We start from the raw sequence: 16,574 nt of genomic DNA, 5'->3' as shown, positions 1-16,574 counted from the left end.
ATCAAAACTGCCGACAATAAACATAAAAAGACCCGGAAACATTTAGCTTCCGGGTCATATTTATCTGTGTAAATTATTCGTACAGAGGATACTTCTTGCAGATGCCTGTTACCATCTCTCTTACCTTGTCAGCATTAGCGTCAAAGTCAGATGCAGTCAGGTAGATGCACTCAGCAATAACGTCCATGTCCTCCTCAACAAGACCTCTTGTGGTAACTGCGGGAGTACCGATACGAACACCGCTTGTTACGAAGGGGCTCTCAGGGTCATTGGGGATAGCGTTCTTGTTAACGGTGATGTAAACCTCATCCAGATCATTCTGCAGCTTCTTGCCTGTGATGCTGAAAGGACGAAGGTCAGCCAGCATAAGGTGATTGTCAGTGCCTCCGGATACCAGTGCAAAGCCCTTGTCAACCAGACCCTTAGCCAGTCTCTGTGCGTTCTTTACGATCTGCTCACCGTAAGCCTTGAACTCAGGCTTCAGAGCCTCACCGAAGCATACAGCCTTGCCTGCGATAACGTGCATCAGAGGACCGCCCTGTGTGCCGGGGAAGATAGCGCTGTTGAACTTCTTAGCCAGAGCTTCGTCATTTGTCAGTATCAGACCGCCTCTGGGACCTCTCAGGGTCTTGTGAGTTGTAGTGGTTGTAACATCAGCAAAAGGAACAGGAGAGGGGTGCATACCCGCAGCAACAAGACCTGCGATATGAGCCATATCTACCATGAAGTAAGCGCCTACAGACTTAGCGATCTGAGAGATGCGCTCGAAGTCGATTATCCTGGGGTAAGCAGAAGCACCTGCTACTATCATCTTGGGCTTAACTTCCTTAGCCTGCTTCTCCATAGCGTCGTAATCGATGAAACCTTCATCGTTAACGCCGTAAGGAACGAAGTTGAAATACTTACCCGAAATGTTAACGGGTGAACCGTGTGTGAGGTGACCGCCGTTGTCAAGGCTCATGCCCATAACGGTGTCGCCGGGCTGAAGCAGTGCGAAGTATACAGCAGTGTTAGCCTGTGCACCGGAGTGGGGCTGAACATTAGCGAACTTTGCGCCGAACAGCTTGCAGGCTCTGTCGATAGCGATCTGTTCAACGATATCAACGTCCTCGCATCCGCCGTAGTATCTCTTTCCGGGATAGCCCTCAGCGTACTTGTTTGTCAGCACACTGCCCATAGCTGCCATAACAGCAGGCGATACGATGTTCTCGCTGGCGATGAGCTCCAGATTTCTTCTCTGACGAGCCAGCTCCAGGTTCATAGCCTCGCCGACTTCCTTGTCAAATCCGGTAACAAAACCGATTGAATCAAGCATCTTCATAGTTTAACTCTCCTTGTCAATAAATTTAAATAAAAATCAACATAGAGTTATTATACAATATTTTTCAGAAAATAGCAAGAGGTTTTTTCAAATTTTTTCTATATTTCTTAACTATCCTTATCTATAAGCAATATTTCATGTCCGCTGTGCCTCGAAGTGTCAATTTTGTTTTGAAAACTTGACAATATCCTGCTTATATGGTATAATAAGTGCAATAAGGGAGGGCGGCACTATGATCGCATTTGAAGTCATGTACAATAATATAGTCATGTCGGGCTGTGCGGGACGAGCCGTTTTCGGATAACTGCTATGGCTTTTTTACCGTGGCTGAGTTTGAAACTTCGGTGCGTCTGTTGAACGGGCGCACCTTTTATTTTGTGATTTTGATTCGGGGGAGGATGAGCCATGAAACTGTACAGACCTGTCGGCACGGCAGAACTAAAGCTTATAGAACAAAGCGGATACAAAGCCTTTCCGCCCAGACTGCCGGAACAGCCGATATTCTACCCTGTGCTTAATGAAAAGTACGCTCGTGAAATAGCAGAAAGATGGAATGTGAAAGATACATCAGACCATAAAGGTTATGTAACAGAATTTGAAGTTGATGACGATTACTGCTCAAAATTTCAGGTTCAGACCGTGGGAAGAAGCTATCATCAGGAACTGTGGGTACCCGCCGATGAATTGGAGAATTTCAACCGTCACATTATCGGTACGATAAAAGTCATCACCGAGTTTTCGGGTGATGATACTGATATCAAGGAGATGTAAAAATGCCGAATACTGTTCGTCTTGCAGAGGAAAAAGATATCCCCGCTGTTATGGAATTGCTGAAACAGGTCAACCGTGTCCATCATGAGGGTCGTCCCGATCTGTTTAAACTTGCCACGAAGTACACAGAAGAGGAACTTCGATCCATAATCAATAACGATGATACACCCGTATTTGTCTGCACCGACAGCGACGACAAAGTACTGGGTCATGGATTCTGTGTTTTACAGCGACCGCAAAATACCAGACTTCTGACTGATATAACTACCCTTTATATCGATGATATCTGCGTTGATGAAACATCCCGTGGTCAGCAAGTTGGCAGAATGATCTACGAACATATCGTGGCTTATGCCCGCGAATGCGGCTGCTATAATGTTACCCTGAATGTCTGGACCTGCAATCCCGGTGCTATGAAGTTTTATGAAAAGCTGGGATTAGTGCCATACAAGATCGGCATGGAAAAGATACTTTAAATTGACCCTTTTGCAGTTCCGTGGAGGTATCATAATGAAAGAACTGTTTTCAACAGAAAGACTGATCGTCAGGAAATTTACCCCCGAAGATCATAATGATATTGCAGATATTCTGACAGATGCTGAAGTGACTTATTTTGAACCTTACGAAACTTTTACAAGGGAAGCTTGCGTTCAGGAAGCAATAAACTTTTCAAACAGCGATGAATTCTATGCCGTGGTTTTAGATGATAAAGTCATCGGTAAAATTTATTTTTCCGACAAAGGTTTCGGCAGTTATGAGATAGGATATACCTTCAACCGAAATTATCAGGGCAAAGGATATGCCTGCGAAAGTATCGTCGGGATGATGAGATATGCTTTCACAACTCTGGGCGTTCGCCGCATTTTTGCCGAAATAGACACAAGAAATCAAAAGTCAATAAGACTGGTCGAAAGGGCAGGAATGCGCAAAGAGGCTGAACATAAAGAACTGTTCCCCCGCAAAGGCGAAAATGATGTCTATAATGATTTTCTGATATATGCGATCCTCAAAAAGGAATTTATGAAATAGATACTGTATTGTTTTGCAGAGTGGAATTTAGAAAGGTCATTTATGCAGTGGATTTTCTTGATAGGTGATGATTCATTATCATTGGAACGTTTCTCCAAAATGAATTTTACAGACAGCAAAAAAAATATCGAATGGCCATCAAATTGAGGTCATATACAATGATAATGACTATGCTGTTTTCTGTAAAGAAGAAAATTCAGATAATATGGCAGGTAGTTTTGAACCCTCCGGGTTTGAGAAATACTTGCAAAAACTACCTTTCGATGACCCGAGATGGATAATGGTGAAATTTAATAATGCCAAGATACTGAAAAAATATTAAGCGAAAAGGGATTTCCGACAGATACTATAATAGACTGTGACGGTCTTGATCTTGGATTAGAAGAAGTATTTGATAAAAACAGGATAATTGAGACAGGTCCATCATAAATTCCCTGTTACAAAAGTAATATATCAAGCTGAAAAATTATCTTCCGAACACTGCGAACCAAATAAAGCTTTCGGTAGGGTAATGGAAAATTTCGGGCTATGGACTATACAACATAAGGAGGCAATGACATGAGCATACTTGACACTTTTGACGGCGATGGCGAGGAGATACTCCGGCCTGATATGATCTTCGAGCACACAGAAGATATACCCAAAAAGCTGATATCGGTATTCAATATCAATTCAGTAAATTCTCTTCTTGATCGCTACGACTGTGCAAAGTGTTCGGCGCGAATGTCAGCAGGTCAGAATATACCGATATACAGCCTTGAATATAAAGGCGAAAAGATAGGTTTCTACCTTTCACCCATCGGCAGTGCCGCTTCCGTGGGTATCATGGAGGAAATAGCTTTCCGCAAAGATAAGAAGCTGCTTTTCTTTGGTTCCTGCGGTTCTCTCGATAAGGATATCTCTTCCGGTAAACTTCTTATCCCCGCCGAAGCCTACCGCGATGAGGGCACAAGCTACCACTATGCTCCGCCCTCGGATTATATCAAGATTAAATCAGCCGACAGACTTGCAGAAGTTTTCGATGAGATAAACGTTCCATACTGCAAGACAAAGATATGGACAACTGACGCTTTCTACCGCGAGACCAAAAGAAATATGCTTGCCCGTAAAGCCGAAGGCTGTTCAGCAGTTGATATGGAATGTTCAGCGCTTATGGCTTGTGCGCAGTTTAGGGGCTATGAGGTCTATGAGTTCGTTTATGCCGCTGATTGTCTTGACGGCGACGAGTGGGATATGCGTATACTCGGCAACGGCGAAAAAGACCTCTGCGATATGATGACCGATATCGCGCTTGAAACTATAATCAGATTGTAATAATAAAATGGGGTGATACCATGATAAAGCTTAAGTTTGAACAGATGTCCGCAGAAACAATGGAAAAACTCACCGCCGATATCCCCGAAGCAAAACAGCTCGAAGATATCGTAAGGGAACATAAAGGCGTAGTCTTCGCCCTTAATGACGGCGAAAAATATACCGCCGCATCTGCTATGATGTTTGAGATGAATGACGAAACACTCACCGTCGCTCTGAGAAAACTCTATCTCTCGGCACTGCTTGTGAGCGATAATGCAGACAGCGGCATCGACGGCATGATGCTGGAATATACAGCCGACAAAGCAAAATTCATGGGATATGATCTTGTCACCACTAAAGTAAGCACCGAGGACGTAAGAGCTATAAAGTTCTATGCGTCCCACGGCTTTGATAAGATCGTTAAAGCAAATATAACCGGAAAATATCTGATACTGCAGCGGGACGTAAAAATAAAAGTAAGCTGCTGCGGTTTTTACGCATAGGAGGAGAAAAAATGGAGGGACTTAACCTTATCGGATCACAGCCCTTTGATACCAAAAGGCTGAAGATCAGACCTTTCAATATAAAAGACGCTCAGTTTATGTACAAAAACTGGGCTAACAGCGATAACGTAACCAAATACCTTGTATGGAACACCCACAAGAGCGTTGAAGAAAGCATTGAGTACTGCAATTCCGTTGTAAAAGAATCTCAGGCGCTGGATTATTTTCACTGGATAATCGAGCTCAGCGAGATAAAAGAACCCATAGGTTCTATCGGAGTTTCCGAGATCGATAAAGATAAGCGTGAAGCTAAGATAGGCTACGTCCTTGGCGAAAAATGGTGGAATCAGGGATATATGACAGAAGCTCTGGAAGCTGTACTTGCCTATCTGATATTTGTTATCGGTTTTGATAAGATCACCATTGAACATTTCACCGAAAACAAAGCCAGCGGCAGGGTCATGCAAAAGTGCGGACTTAGTCACAGCGGAACTTCTAAGTGCGTCCTCGAACAGAAGGGCGGCAGGGAAGTCACCAACGAGGTTTACACTATCACAAAACAAGAATGGTTCGCTAAAAATATCAGGATTTAAAGGTGGGAAAATAATGCCTATAAAAATACCTAACGATCTGCCTGCTTTTAAGGCACTTGAAAAAGAAAGGATATTCGTCATACCCAACGACAGGGCTATGCACCAGGATATCCGAGCACTTAAAATAGCCATACTGAATCTCATGCCCGATAAGATAACCACAGAGACCCAGCTGCTCCGCCTGCTGAGCAACACACCTCTCCATGTGGATATCGAGCTTATACAAATGAGCAGCCACGTTTCCAAAAACACCTCTCAGGAGCATATGCTGGCTTTCTATAAGCCCTTTAGCGAGGTGAAAGATAACCGCTATGACGGACTTATCATAACAGGCGCACCCATCGAACAGCTGGATTACGAACAGGTGGATTACTGGGATGAGTTCTGTCAGGTTCTTGAATGGTCGAAGACTAACGTTTACTCTACAATCCACATATGCTGGGGCGCACAGGCGGCGCTGTATTATCACTACGGTGTGCCGAAGTACCCTCTTGATGACAAGATGTTCGGTAACTTCAAACACCATATCGAACACCCGGAATGTATGATACTTAAAGGTTTCGGCGATGTTTTCCACTGTCCCCATTCCAGACATACCGAGGTCAGACACGAGGATGTTATCAAAGTTCCTGAGCTGACTGTCCTCGCCGAATCCTATGAAGCAGGACTTCAGCTTATATGCGATAACAGCGAAAGACTCTTCTTCCAGCTTGGTCACTGGGAATATGACCGCGAGACACTCGCTAAGGAGTATTTCCGCGATGTACGCAAGGGTCTGGATATTCAGGTGCCCTACAATTATTTCCCGGGAAATGACTCCGACCAGCAGCCCATATTCAACTGGAGCTGTTCAGCCAATCTGCTCTATTCCAACTGGCTGAACTACTGCGTATACCAGAAGACCCCCTACGCACTGGAAGACCTTACTCCCGTTCCCGTTGAGGGCAGGAATAAAAGATGAGCAAAACAAGGCATATTGCGGAAAATTTCAAGGTTGGCGCCTTGCTGACCCTTGTGGGCGGATATCTCGATACCTATACCTATATCAGCCGCGGCGGCGTTTTCGCCAATGCCCAGACAGGCAATATCGTTCTGATGGGTCTCAAACTCAAAGGCGGAGAATTTGCCGAAGCCGTTCACTACTTTATACCCATACTTTCATTTGTGGCGGGCGTGCTTCTGGTAGAACTCGTTAAATCCAGATTCAATGACGACCCGAAAGTCCACTGGCACCAGCTGACTCTCGCACTTGAGATGCTGATAGTAGTTGCTGTGGCATTTATCCCGGAGAGCCACAATAATATCGCCAACGTACTTGTTTCTCTGACCTGTGCTATGCAGGTCGAAGGATTTCGCCGTCTGAACGGCAATGCCTACGCCACTACCATGTGTACAGGCAATCTCCGCAGCGGCAGCGAGAGCCTTTTCGCTTACCTGAAAACCAAGGATGCCGCTCAGGGAAAAAAAGCTTTGCAATATTACAGCATTATACTGATATTCATAGCAGGTGCAGTAATAGGCGCTGTCCTTACTGGACTGATAGGCATTAAAGCCGTGCTTTTCTGCCTTGCTGGACAGGCAGGCGCACTTCTTGTACTGAGAACTTATAAGACCCCCGATGATAAGGCAGCAGAATGAACTTCTGTTGCCTTTAAATTTTTTATTCCTGTTTTTGTGGAATTTCACAAAAATCTACAAAAATCGTAAAATAATGGTTTAAATTATATAAATATCTATTGACATTAACGAATTAATTTGCTATAATTTATATAGTAAATTTGAACGTGGCTTGTGAGAATTAATCTCGCATGAATAAATCATTAATAAAATGGAGGCAAACATGAGAAGACTTGTTACAAGAAGTGACTTTGACGGCTTGGTTTGCGCTATGCTGCTCAAGGAAATTGAGATCATTGATGAAATCAAATTCGTTCACCCAAAAGATGTTCAGGACGGCAAGATTGAGCTCTCCGAAAATGATATCACCACTAACCTGCCCTTTGATAAGCGCGTAGGCCTGGCTTTCGATCATCATGAAAGTGAGCTCATAAGAAATAAGATTGAGGATTATCTCGGCAAATATATCATCGACGGCAATGCTAAATCCGCAGCAAGAGTAGTTTATGACTACTACGGTGGTGAACTTGTTTTCCACGATGTTTCCGAGGAGATAATGGAAGCAGTTGATAAAGGCGACAGTGCCGACTTCACAGAGGACGAGATCCTTAACCCCACAGGCTGGGTGCTTATGAACTTCCTCATGGATGCAAGAACCGGTCTGGGCAGATTCCATAACTTCCGTATCTCCAATTATGACCTGATGATGAAGCTGATAGATTTCTGCGTCGATCACTCCATCGAGGATGTGCTCAAGCTTCCCGATGTCAAGGAGCGTGTTGATCTGTATTTTGAACAGCAGGAAATGTTCAAGGAACAGCTGAAGCGTATCACCGAGATACATGATAAGGTAGCAGTCATTGACCTTAGAAAAGAAGATACCATTTATGCTGGCAACCGCTTCATGGTATACGCTATGTGGCCGGAGGTTGAGCTATCCGTCCATGTTGCATGGGGCTTCAAAAAGCAGAATACAGCTGTTATGATAGGCAAGTCCATCATCAACAGAAGTTCGCCTTTCGATATCGGCTCTCTGTGCTTGTCCTACGGCGGAGGCGGTCATGCAAATGCAGGCACCTGCCAGCTGAGCAATGAGGTTATCGATTCCGAACTTCCTCTCATTATAGATAAGTTAAACGGTAAGATCCCTGTGTGATAATATTGGCTTATAATAGGTAAATATTTGACCGTCGGTTCGTCCCGACGGTCTTTTTGTTGCGAAAACCCCATAATTAGCGTGATTTGTTTGTGCAGGCTTGCAATTGCTTTTTTCTTATTAGTATGATATAATTAATGCGATATGTAAAATTTATCACATTGCGGGCATTTGATGCTCGCTTCTTGGGGGAAAAGAATATGACAAAAACAGAGGCACAGGAAGTATTGTCCTTCCATTCATGCCGTAACACTAACGTGAACGATCCCAGATGGGAATACGGTTTTGTAGGAAGGCTCCGTCCTTCCAGCGGAGAACTCAATGAGGATAACTTCATCCAGATAATGGAGAGTATCCGTATACTCAAACATGATCTATCAGCAGAGACCATCGACAAAAATCTTGTCTATGATATCATAAGCATAATCCGCCTGACCAGAACATGGTGCGTATCACCGGGCGGTCTCAACAATAACCTCACCGACCACGACCAGGACAAGCTCCTGACATGGGTCGGTATAATCGAAAAGACCCTTTTCTATCTGCTTGACGGCGCAGATGAAGAGATAGCCTTTCAGGATTACGAATGCTATCTCCAGGACAGCAGTGATCAGCTGTTGAAAGCCGAACTGCTCAGAGTTATCTGAACCATATCCAATATCGGCGGTTTCCGCTGAATGTGAGGAGTGTTAATATTGAAATGTCCTAAATGCGGAGAAATTGTGGGGGATCACGACAAGCTTTGTCCCCACTGCAACGCCGAACTTTTTATAGATACCCAGCTTGCCGAGCGCCTTTTCAAGAAAAAGGAAGACCCTCTTCCCGATGAGGGAGATAATTTTTTCAAACCCGGCAAGAAAGCTAAAGATAATAGCGGTCAGAAAAAGCCGAAGATGAAGATAGATATCCACAATCTAAAACTCATCGCGATTGTTGTACTTTCGCTTCTCATAATCATCCTTGCTATAGTTCTTGTTGTTACTTCAATGAGCTCAAAGGGTGAGAAGTATGCTAAAAAAGCCGCTGATTATATCGGAGCTGATTATGAGATAGCTTCAAAGAAATTTGATTTTAAGATCAAGCAGGAATCGGGCTACAAAGGACTTACCGCAGTTATCGATTATAATTATGTGGCCGAGTCCGATACTGAAGTACGCATAGACGGAGTTACCTACCCGGAGTGGGCTGTTATTATAAATACCGATGATGAAAACCGCATCACCGAGGTACGCTACTGCAATTTCAAGAGCATTAAGAGTGATATCAAGGGTGTTAAGAAAGAACACAATATCAATCTCGATAAATTCAACCCGGGTACGGACAAGTCTACTGTGGATAAAGAGCTTGATATGGACTACTACAGCGTATCCTACACCAAGGACGGTGAAGCCTATATCTACCGTTATTGGTACGAAAACGACAGCGGCGATGAACAGCCGGTGGTGCTCACCGTTTACTACGATACCAAGGGTAAGCTCAAGGTCTATACTCCCCAGATGCTGTACCACCAGTTCATGTAAATCAGCCCCGAACTATTCGGATGCTAAAAATACATATTTAAGGCACTTTTGTCTCTTCACTGACAGAAGTGCCTTTTTTATTCCATCGACTTACTTTGACAAAAAATTGTTAATCCGATATATTATCTTCTTTTTTCTATCTTTTGTTACAGAAAATATTTATAAAAAATATGCAAAAGGACTTGACAATTGTGAGAAGATTTGTTATAATATGCTTGACGAAGGGCAATAGTTCTTCGTATGCCTGCCGTAAGCACGGCGAAAATAACATCTTAAAGACGCCATCAGGTGCCTTTTGATTCGGCTGGCTCATCACGATGTTTAAGGCTTTTTGATGAGCAGGGAAGTGATTTATTCGGATAGCGTCCGAAAGAATCATATACTGCCCTCTGGGTTGGGGGCAGACCAGGGAGCAGAGGCGTGTCAGCCATAAGCTCTTACCATGTTTATGTTGATAGCCTGTCTGCTTATGCCGACAGGCTGTTTTACTTGAAAGGAACTGACAATAAATGGATATCAGGAAAAATATCGCGCTGCTTACGGCTATTGTATGTGTGCTGAGTATGGGCAGCTGTTCAAATAAAAAGACCGATAACAAAAAGAATTCCGCATCGCAATCCGCGGGAACAATAGATGATGGTAAGCTGGACGAAACCATCGGCGCTGTTGATTTCAGTCTTGAAAGCGGATTCTACGACACCGACCAGCAGCTTGAACTGTCAGCACAAGGCGAGGGCATCACAATAAGGTATACCACCGACGGAAGTATACCAAACGAGTCTTCACCCGAGTATACCGAAGCACTGACCCTCACCGACCGCGCCAACGATTTTTCCACTCTGGCGGAACACACGGATATCACAGCCAGCCATGACTATAAAGCGCCAATGTCAGTGGATAAAGGCAACGTCATCAGGGCGGCGGCTTTCAAGTCCGATGGAACCCACGGTGCAGTAACTTCCCGAACCATTTTTGTCGGAATTGACCGCGCGAAAAAGTACGGTGATGTTCCTGTTATATCTCTGATGATGGATCAGGCTGATCTCTTCGATTATGAAAGAGGCATCTACGTTCTTGGTAAAGTTCATGATGACTGGCTGGCGGAAGACTCCAAAAACAAATCTGTTGATGTCTGGAAGCAGGAAGCCAACTTTACTCAGCGGGGTAAAGAATGGGAGCGTCCTGTCTACGCTGAGTATATCCTTTCTGACGGCACTACGGCTTTCACCCAGAATCTCGGCATCAGGATAATGGGAGCCGCTTCACGTAACGAACACCAGAAAAGTCTCCGTCTTTCCGCGCGCAAGGACTACGGTGCGAAGAACGTAAAATACGAACTTATTCCTGCTAACACCCGTTCCGACGGTCAGGGAAATGTGGATAAGTACAAATCTTTCGTTCTGCGAAACGGAGGAAATGACTGTAATTTTGCTAAGATACGTGACCCGCTTCTTCAATCCATGGTAAGCGATAAAAGCTTTGAAACTATCCAGTCCACGCCTGTTGTAGCTTTCATTGACGGCGAATACTGGGGAATGTACACCCTCACCGAGGATTACAGCGATAACTATATTGCCAATAATTACGATATCGATAATAACAACGTTGTCATACTTAAAGTCGGCGAGATAGAAGAAGGCAACGACGAGGATATCAAGCTATACAGTGATATGTACGAATTCATCACAGGCAATGATATGTCTGATGCAGACAATTATACCAAGGCTTGCGAGATGCTGGATATGCAGACTTTCTCAGATTACATGGCATTCAACATCTACATTGCCAACGAGGACAGCATTATTCAGGGCAATAACTGGCGTATGTGGAGAGTCCGCGATGCGGATAATGTTACTTCCGTATCAGATGGCAAATGGCGCATGATGGCTTATGATACAGACTATTCCAGCGGCATTTACACAGGCGGACAGAACTACGATGACAACTTCATAAAGAAAGCCATAGACGGCACCAAGACTTTCAAAGACCTTGACCAGCCTCCCGCGGAGATATTCCGCGCATTGCTGGATAACGAGGATTTCAAGCAGATGTTCATTCTCTCCCTATGCGATATGAGGAATATAAGCTTTGAGAAAAGTAAAGTCGATGCCGCATACAAGGAAATTGTGAATGTTTATTCCGACCTTGTAAAAGACACCTTTAAGCGTTTCGGTCCCGACTATGCGAAAGATGGTTTTGAGTGGAATGCCAATGGTCTGAAACAGTTTCTCGATGGCAGAAACAAGGTCTTCATGACCCATATCACCGACGTTTTCAAGCCCGGTGAAAAAGTCTCCGTGACAGTAAAGACTTCCGACAGCGCCAAGGGCGGAGTAATCCTCAATACCACAGCACTCGACCTTTCAGGCAAGGATTTTTCGGGTGAATATTACACCGCATATCCCATAACCGTCACTGCAGACCCTGCATCGGGAAAGTTTGTCAAATGGGAAGCCACTGGCTGTACTCTCTCTGATGCAAATTCTGCCACCGCAACCGTCACCATCAAAGGCGACTGCGAGATAAAGGCTATATACCAATGATATAAAAAAAGGCAGGGCGATCCTGCCTTATATCTTTCTCAAAATTTCTCCAAAAGGAAACCGACAACGAAAACACTTATCTTCAACGGTTCGCCGCAATTATCCTAAGTATTACAAAATCAACCGTCTGCACACAGTGGCATACTGTGGCAGACGGTTGTATTTTTTATATTCAGTTTCGGTCAGCTGAGCACCCATATCATGTAATGATTGTCGGGCTCGTATGAAGCTGTAGTCAGCTTGCCGCCCTTGGCTGTCAGATACTTTTTAAAATCGCTTTCTTCGGTACTGATAACAAATCTGCGGTTGCCAAGAGCTTCAGCCCTGAACTGTGCAGCCTTGCCGTCGATCTTCAGATAATCGTATCCGTTGCACTTTTTGTTGATATATCCGCCGCTTATGGCTCTCAGTCCGAAAGTGCCTGTCTCACTGAGTTTTACGCGCAGCTTCTGATCCTTATCCTTGTCGGCTTCATCAACGGAGATGCTCTTTTCTGTAGTAGTCAGCAGAAGACCTGTTGCTTCGTTCTTAAAAGTGTACATCTTGTCGTTGCATACAAAGTTGCCGCTGTCGGTATTGCAGTCGTTGAAGAATTTCAACAGAACAGCCATAACGTGCTGTTCGGTAACAGGGATAGTATTCTTAGCGGTGTCATCAAATGCGCGGGGGTCGAGGTGAAGTATGGTATCAACGAATTTACCTGCATATTTTATCAGCTTGTTGAAAGCGTCACCGGGGTCGGCTTTTTCGTAGTACTTCGTAAGGCGCTTGTCGAAGCTGTCAGCCTTGAAACCTGTGTAGCTGTTCTTTACCTGCTTTTCGAATGCGTTATGGACATTGCTTGCTTTGATGCCGCTGGTCATATTCGCAACATGGGGAGTACAGCCCATATCGGAAACGAAGTGGATAGCTCTGCCAAGATAAATCATAGCTTCCTTGGTCTTTCCACTCTTGTAAAGGGACACCGCAGAGGTATAATTTGCGCGGAAAAGTGTTCTTGCGCTGGGGGCGAAATCTCCCAGTCTGTTGCGGTAGAAGCCGCTTGATTCATCAAGCTCCTTGCCCTTTGCGTTCATGCAGGAATAATAGTGCATTCCGGGACCTTCGTCTATATCACCCGATTTATCGGGCGCAACAGCACCCTGCTTTATCTCTTCATGCCAGTCTTTATAAAATGCAGCGGGACGGAGCTTTTTCTCAATTGTAAGAAGCTCCAGCGCCTTTTCTGCGATATAGCTGTGTACGTCAGAAGTCCATGCATAAGCAGTTTTAGCCCTGACCTTGCTACATATAAATGCGGAGGCTGTGGTAGTTATGTTTTTCTTCATCATTCTCTAATTCCTCTTTCGTATATTTATATAAAGCTGAATATCTGTCCTTGAAGGGACATGGTTTTCAGCGTTTTTTCTCATTACGCTTTTTGTTTTTCCTTACGGAATAACCGAAGCTGCCCAGCTGTTTTCCCAGCTCGAAATATCCGCCGTGGGCATAAGCCAGAAGTCCTGCTTTTTCAAGGCAGAGCTTTCCGCTTTCATCAAGAAGTTCCTTGGCGGCATTTATTCCCACGATATCAGCAATGAACATATCATGGCTGCCTAAGGGTACTATCTCTTTCACCTTACATTCTATGCTGACAGGACATTCAGCGATCATTGGCACAGATACATTTACGCACTCTTCGATATGAAGTCCGCAGTCGGCAAATTTATCAAGTTTAGCACCTGTTTTTACACCGCAGCGATCAACCGCTCTTACAAGTTCTTTAGTAGGCAGATTGATAACGAACTCGCCGCTGTTTTTTATTATGTCATAAGAATATCTTTCCGGTCTGACAGAGATATAAGTCACGGGAGGGCGGGTGCAGAGTATGCCTGTCCACGCAATAGTCAGCACATTTATCTTTCCTTCAAATGCGCAGGTAACAAGAGTGGGCGGCAGGGGAGAAGTGATAACACTGCCTTTCCAGTGCTCTTTATGATATGTCATTTCAAGTCCTCCTGGGAAAAGCCGTGAACCTTTTTATAAATTGCATCATAGTCTTTGTAAAGCAGCTGTACTGTATTTTCGAGAAAAAAGTAATGCTTGATATATGGCAGAAGTAAACCCATAAGGAGTGCCGCTAAAGGTATCAGCGTAAGCTTGTCATAGATAGCAACAGCAAGTATGGTTATAACTGTACATAGCGCGAAAAGTACCAGCACTATAAGATGTATGAATCTTTCGTGCTGAAAATGACTGAGCTTCTCGCTGTGATAATCTAAGAGTTTCGCGAAGTCACAGTTTTCATTTTCAAGACATTCAAGGATATATTTCCTGTATTTTGTCAGATATTCAGTCATTGCTGCTCTCCGTTTTTTCTTCTGAAATATCAGAAAGATCTATCGGTTCGGCGACGATTATATTCAGGTCGCGGAGCTTCTTGTTCTTGAATTCCTGTTCCAGGGCACGGCGCTTTTCATCTTCTGCAGCTTCCTTGGCAACAGTCATCACAAGCAGCTTGTCGATGGAACTGTAATATTTGCCGATTCGCTGAAAAAAGTTTGGTTTGCCTTTTTTCTTTTTTGACGATATCGTCAGTATAGCCAGCGCGGTTGATATAGCGGCAGTCATTATACCTTTCTCGGTTTTTGTATTGAGAGAAATATTGACTTTTTTGCTGATATCCTTGATATCCATTTGAATCGACCTGCCTTTCCCGATAAAAGTTTTACACTTTATTATACACTATTTTTTCATCGATTGCAAGTAGCAAGAGCTAAAATCAGTAAAAAATTATTATTTTAGCTTAAAATACATTGTTATTCGGTTATCAAGATACTGTCCCGTTACAGTATGACACGTCATTTTTTGTGCCGTAGTCACAGCAAATGTCAGCCTGCCATCGTGCGCATCGGGACTTTATGTAAACGGCATATTTTTGAAAAATGCCTGGATAGTCTTTTTACTATCAGCGATTTTAGCTGAAAAGTTGTACGTTTTTGTACAACTCTTGCAGAAATATGTCCGAGTAAAATGAAAAAACAGTTGTTTGCACAATGTTTTCGGGCAGTATGTGTGCAAGTCTTATAAGGCACTAATCATTTCAGTCGATCTTTTGGAGTCCGGTAAGCCCTTGACAAAATACGTTTTTTATAGTATCATAAATTAGATATTGCATGACCGATCTCGGGCTGTTTTTGATGGTCGGGGATCTGGTTTTATGATTTTGAACGGAGAAGATTACTATGGTATACAATAATGTGCTTGAAGCTCTGGGTCACACTCCCATGATAAGACTCAACCGAATGAACAAGCCCGGAAACGCTGAGGTGCTTGTAAAGTTCGAGGGCTTGAATGTGGGCGGTTCGATAAAAACGAGAACTGCTTATAACATGATAAAGAACGCCGAAAAGGAAGGTCTTATAAAAGAGGACACTATAATCGTTGAGCCTACTAGTGGCAACCAGGGCATTGGTCTGGCACTTGTTGGTGCAGTGAGAGGTTATAAGACTGTCATAATAATGCCGGATTCCGTAAGTGAGGAAAGGCGCAAGCTGGTTGAACATTACGGTGCACAGGTTATACTTGTTCATGATGACGGTGATATCGGTGCCTGCATACAGGAATGCCTTGATACTGCGCTTCGTATGGCTGAGAATGACCCAAAGGTCTTCGTGCCCCAGCAGTTTGCTAACCCAAACAATGTTTATGCTCACAAGTATCATACTGCTCTGGAGATAATGGAGCAGGTGGCAGGCAAGATAGATGGTTTCTGCTCGGGTATAGGTACAGGGGGAACTATTACAGGTATCGGTGAGGCTCTCCGCTGCCAGTATCCCGAACTTGAAATATGGGCTGTTGAGCCTGAAAACGCTGCAATTCTGGCTGGCGGTACTATCGGCACACACTTGCAGATGGGCATCGGTGACGGTATAATTCCCGACATACTGAACCAGAATATCTATGATGAGATCTACATAGTCAGCGATGAGGAAGCTATTCAGACTGCTAAGGATCTTGCTTCAAAAGAGGGCATAATGTGCGGAATATCAAGCGGCACTAATGTGGCTGCGGCTCTGAAGCTGGCTGAAAAGCTGGGCGAGGGCAAGACTGTTGTTACTATCCTGCCCGATACAGCGGAGAGATATTTCTCTACGCCGCTGTTTGAGTGATGTATAATAATTATTGTTTTGAAACGGACGGTGCATGGGAGTTATGCGCTGTCCGTTCTTATCTTGAAGACAAA

18 protein-coding genes are annotated in these 16,574 nt (G+C 44.1%); 13 read left to right on the top strand and 5 right to left on the bottom strand.

Annotated elements, in window-relative coordinates:
* Nucleotides 1-73: 73 nt before the first annotated feature.
* The gene (gene glyA / locus BM265_RS02800; protein WP_074959951.1) at nt 74-1,321 is read right to left on the bottom strand and encodes a serine hydroxymethyltransferase; all 1,248 of its coding nucleotides are present in this window, start codon (nt 1,319-1,321) and stop codon (nt 74-76) included.
* Nucleotides 1,322-1,726: 405 nt separating this feature from the next.
* Here glyA and BM265_RS02795 point away from each other — a divergent pair, with 405 nt between their 5' ends.
* The 12 genes from BM265_RS02795 (at nt 1,727) to BM265_RS02735 (ending at nt 12,349) form a co-directional block, all read left to right on the top strand.
* Entirely contained in the window at nt 1,727-2,092 is a 366-nt protein-coding gene (locus BM265_RS02795) for a hypothetical protein (RefSeq protein WP_074959950.1), read from the top strand.
* A gap of 2 nt (nt 2,093-2,094) precedes the next feature.
* Entirely contained in the window at nt 2,095-2,568 is a 474-nt protein-coding gene (locus tag BM265_RS02790) for a GNAT family N-acetyltransferase (RefSeq protein ID WP_074959949.1), read from the top strand.
* A gap of 34 nt (nt 2,569-2,602) precedes the next feature.
* On the top strand, nt 2,603-3,121 hold the full coding sequence (locus BM265_RS02785) for a GNAT family N-acetyltransferase (RefSeq protein WP_074959948.1): 519 nt from the start codon (nt 2,603-2,605) through the stop codon (nt 3,119-3,121).
* 558 nt (nt 3,122-3,679) lie between these two features.
* Nucleotides 3,680-4,435: a nucleoside phosphorylase gene (locus tag BM265_RS02780; protein WP_074959947.1), complete on the top strand. Its 756-nt coding sequence runs from the start codon at nt 3,680-3,682 to the stop codon at nt 4,433-4,435.
* A 20-nt stretch (nt 4,436-4,455) separates the two neighbouring features.
* Entirely contained in the window at nt 4,456-4,920 is a 465-nt protein-coding gene (locus BM265_RS02775) for a GNAT family N-acetyltransferase family protein (protein WP_074959946.1), read from the top strand.
* Nucleotides 4,921-4,931: 11 nt separating this feature from the next.
* Nucleotides 4,932-5,513 (top strand): GNAT family N-acetyltransferase, encoded by a 582-nt coding sequence (locus BM265_RS02770; protein ID WP_074959945.1) that lies wholly within the window; start codon nt 4,932-4,934, stop codon nt 5,511-5,513.
* 13 nt (nt 5,514-5,526) lie between these two features.
* Nucleotides 5,527-6,474 carry a homoserine O-acetyltransferase MetA gene (gene metA, locus BM265_RS02765; RefSeq protein WP_074959944.1) on the top strand — a complete coding sequence of 316 codons (948 nt, stop codon included), beginning with the start codon at nt 5,527-5,529 and terminating at the stop codon, nt 6,472-6,474.
* Complete coding sequence (locus BM265_RS02760; protein WP_074959943.1) at nt 6,471-7,151, top strand: YoaK family protein; 681 nt, start codon at nt 6,471-6,473, stop codon at nt 7,149-7,151. Before metA ends, BM265_RS02760 begins: the two co-directional genes overlap by 4 nt.
* 202 nt (nt 7,152-7,353) lie before the next feature.
* Nucleotides 7,354-8,286, top strand: a complete 933-nt coding sequence (locus BM265_RS02755) for a DHH family phosphoesterase (RefSeq protein WP_074959942.1) — start codon at nt 7,354-7,356, stop codon at nt 8,284-8,286.
* A 200-nt stretch (nt 8,287-8,486) separates the two neighbouring features.
* Entirely contained in the window at nt 8,487-8,933 is a 447-nt protein-coding gene (locus BM265_RS02750) for a hypothetical protein (protein WP_074959941.1), read from the top strand.
* 48 nt (nt 8,934-8,981) lie between these two features.
* Entirely contained in the window at nt 8,982-9,806 is an 825-nt protein-coding gene (locus BM265_RS02745) for a zinc ribbon domain-containing protein (RefSeq protein ID WP_074959940.1), read from the top strand.
* Between the two features lie 509 nt (nt 9,807-10,315).
* The gene (locus tag BM265_RS02735) at nt 10,316-12,349 is read left to right on the top strand and encodes a CotH kinase family protein (RefSeq protein ID WP_074959938.1); all 2,034 of its coding nucleotides are present in this window, start codon (nt 10,316-10,318) and stop codon (nt 12,347-12,349) included.
* 182 nt (nt 12,350-12,531) lie between these two features.
* Here the strand turns inward: BM265_RS02735 and BM265_RS02730 are convergent, their stop codons facing one another.
* From BM265_RS02730 to BM265_RS02715, 4 genes are all read right to left on the bottom strand, one after another.
* Nucleotides 12,532-13,680 (bottom strand): zinc dependent phospholipase C family protein, encoded by a 1,149-nt coding sequence (locus BM265_RS02730; protein WP_074959937.1) that lies wholly within the window; start codon nt 13,678-13,680, stop codon nt 12,532-12,534.
* A 64-nt stretch (nt 13,681-13,744) separates the two neighbouring features.
* On the bottom strand, nt 13,745-14,335 hold the full coding sequence (locus tag BM265_RS02725; RefSeq protein WP_074959936.1) for a flavin reductase family protein: 591 nt from the start codon (nt 14,333-14,335) through the stop codon (nt 13,745-13,747).
* Entirely contained in the window at nt 14,332-14,688 is a 357-nt protein-coding gene (locus BM265_RS02720; RefSeq protein ID WP_074959935.1) for a hypothetical protein, read from the bottom strand. The genes BM265_RS02725 and BM265_RS02720 overlap by 4 nt, the downstream gene beginning before the upstream one ends.
* A complete protein-coding gene (locus BM265_RS02715; RefSeq protein WP_074959934.1) occupies nt 14,681-15,025 on the bottom strand; it encodes a hypothetical protein in 345 nt (114 codons plus the stop codon). Before BM265_RS02715 ends, BM265_RS02720 begins: the two co-directional genes overlap by 8 nt.
* Nucleotides 15,026-15,573: 548 nt before the next feature.
* On the opposite strand from BM265_RS02715, the gene cysK reads away from it, so the two are divergent.
* Nucleotides 15,574-16,500 carry a cysteine synthase A gene (gene cysK / locus BM265_RS02710; protein ID WP_074959933.1) on the top strand — a complete coding sequence of 309 codons (927 nt, stop codon included), beginning with the start codon at nt 15,574-15,576 and terminating at the stop codon, nt 16,498-16,500.
* Nucleotides 16,501-16,574: the final 74 nt, after the last annotated feature.

This window comes from Hominimerdicola alba (assembly GCF_900112155.1).
Taxonomy (GTDB): Bacteria; Bacillota; Clostridia; order Oscillospirales; family Ruminococcaceae; genus Hominimerdicola; species Hominimerdicola alba_D.
This window is presented reverse-complemented; position numbering and strand designations above follow the sequence as displayed.

What these genes read in the sequence shown, in the direction of transcription:
- glyA (WP_074959951.1), bottom strand. Translation starts at nt 1,321, where the DNA reads ATGAAGATGCTTGATTCAATCGGTTTTGTTACCGGATTTGACAAGGAA.
- BM265_RS02795 (WP_074959950.1), top strand. Translation starts at nt 1,727, where the DNA reads ATGAAACTGTACAGACCTGTCGGCACGGCAGAACTAAAGCTTATAGAA.
- BM265_RS02790 (WP_074959949.1), top strand. Translation starts at nt 2,095, where the DNA reads ATGCCGAATACTGTTCGTCTTGCAGAGGAAAAAGATATCCCCGCTGTT.
- BM265_RS02785 (WP_074959948.1), top strand. Translation starts at nt 2,603, where the DNA reads ATGAAAGAACTGTTTTCAACAGAAAGACTGATCGTCAGGAAATTTACC.
- BM265_RS02780 (WP_074959947.1), top strand. Translation starts at nt 3,680, where the DNA reads ATGAGCATACTTGACACTTTTGACGGCGATGGCGAGGAGATACTCCGG.
- BM265_RS02775 (WP_074959946.1), top strand. Translation starts at nt 4,456, where the DNA reads ATGATAAAGCTTAAGTTTGAACAGATGTCCGCAGAAACAATGGAAAAA.
- BM265_RS02770 (WP_074959945.1), top strand. Translation starts at nt 4,932, where the DNA reads ATGGAGGGACTTAACCTTATCGGATCACAGCCCTTTGATACCAAAAGG.
- metA (WP_074959944.1), top strand. Translation starts at nt 5,527, where the DNA reads ATGCCTATAAAAATACCTAACGATCTGCCTGCTTTTAAGGCACTTGAA.
- BM265_RS02760 (WP_074959943.1), top strand. Translation starts at nt 6,471, where the DNA reads ATGAGCAAAACAAGGCATATTGCGGAAAATTTCAAGGTTGGCGCCTTG.
- BM265_RS02755 (WP_074959942.1), top strand. Translation starts at nt 7,354, where the DNA reads ATGAGAAGACTTGTTACAAGAAGTGACTTTGACGGCTTGGTTTGCGCT.
- BM265_RS02750 (WP_074959941.1), top strand. Translation starts at nt 8,487, where the DNA reads ATGACAAAAACAGAGGCACAGGAAGTATTGTCCTTCCATTCATGCCGT.
- BM265_RS02735 (WP_074959938.1), top strand. Translation starts at nt 10,316, where the DNA reads ATGGATATCAGGAAAAATATCGCGCTGCTTACGGCTATTGTATGTGTG.
- BM265_RS02730 (WP_074959937.1), bottom strand. Translation starts at nt 13,680, where the DNA reads ATGATGAAGAAAAACATAACTACCACAGCCTCCGCATTTATATGTAGC.
- BM265_RS02725 (WP_074959936.1), bottom strand. Translation starts at nt 14,335, where the DNA reads ATGACATATCATAAAGAGCACTGGAAAGGCAGTGTTATCACTTCTCCC.
- BM265_RS02720 (WP_074959935.1), bottom strand. Translation starts at nt 14,688, where the DNA reads ATGACTGAATATCTGACAAAATACAGGAAATATATCCTTGAATGTCTT.
- BM265_RS02715 (WP_074959934.1), bottom strand. Translation starts at nt 15,025, where the DNA reads ATGGATATCAAGGATATCAGCAAAAAAGTCAATATTTCTCTCAATACA.
- cysK (WP_074959933.1), top strand. Translation starts at nt 15,574, where the DNA reads ATGGTATACAATAATGTGCTTGAAGCTCTGGGTCACACTCCCATGATA.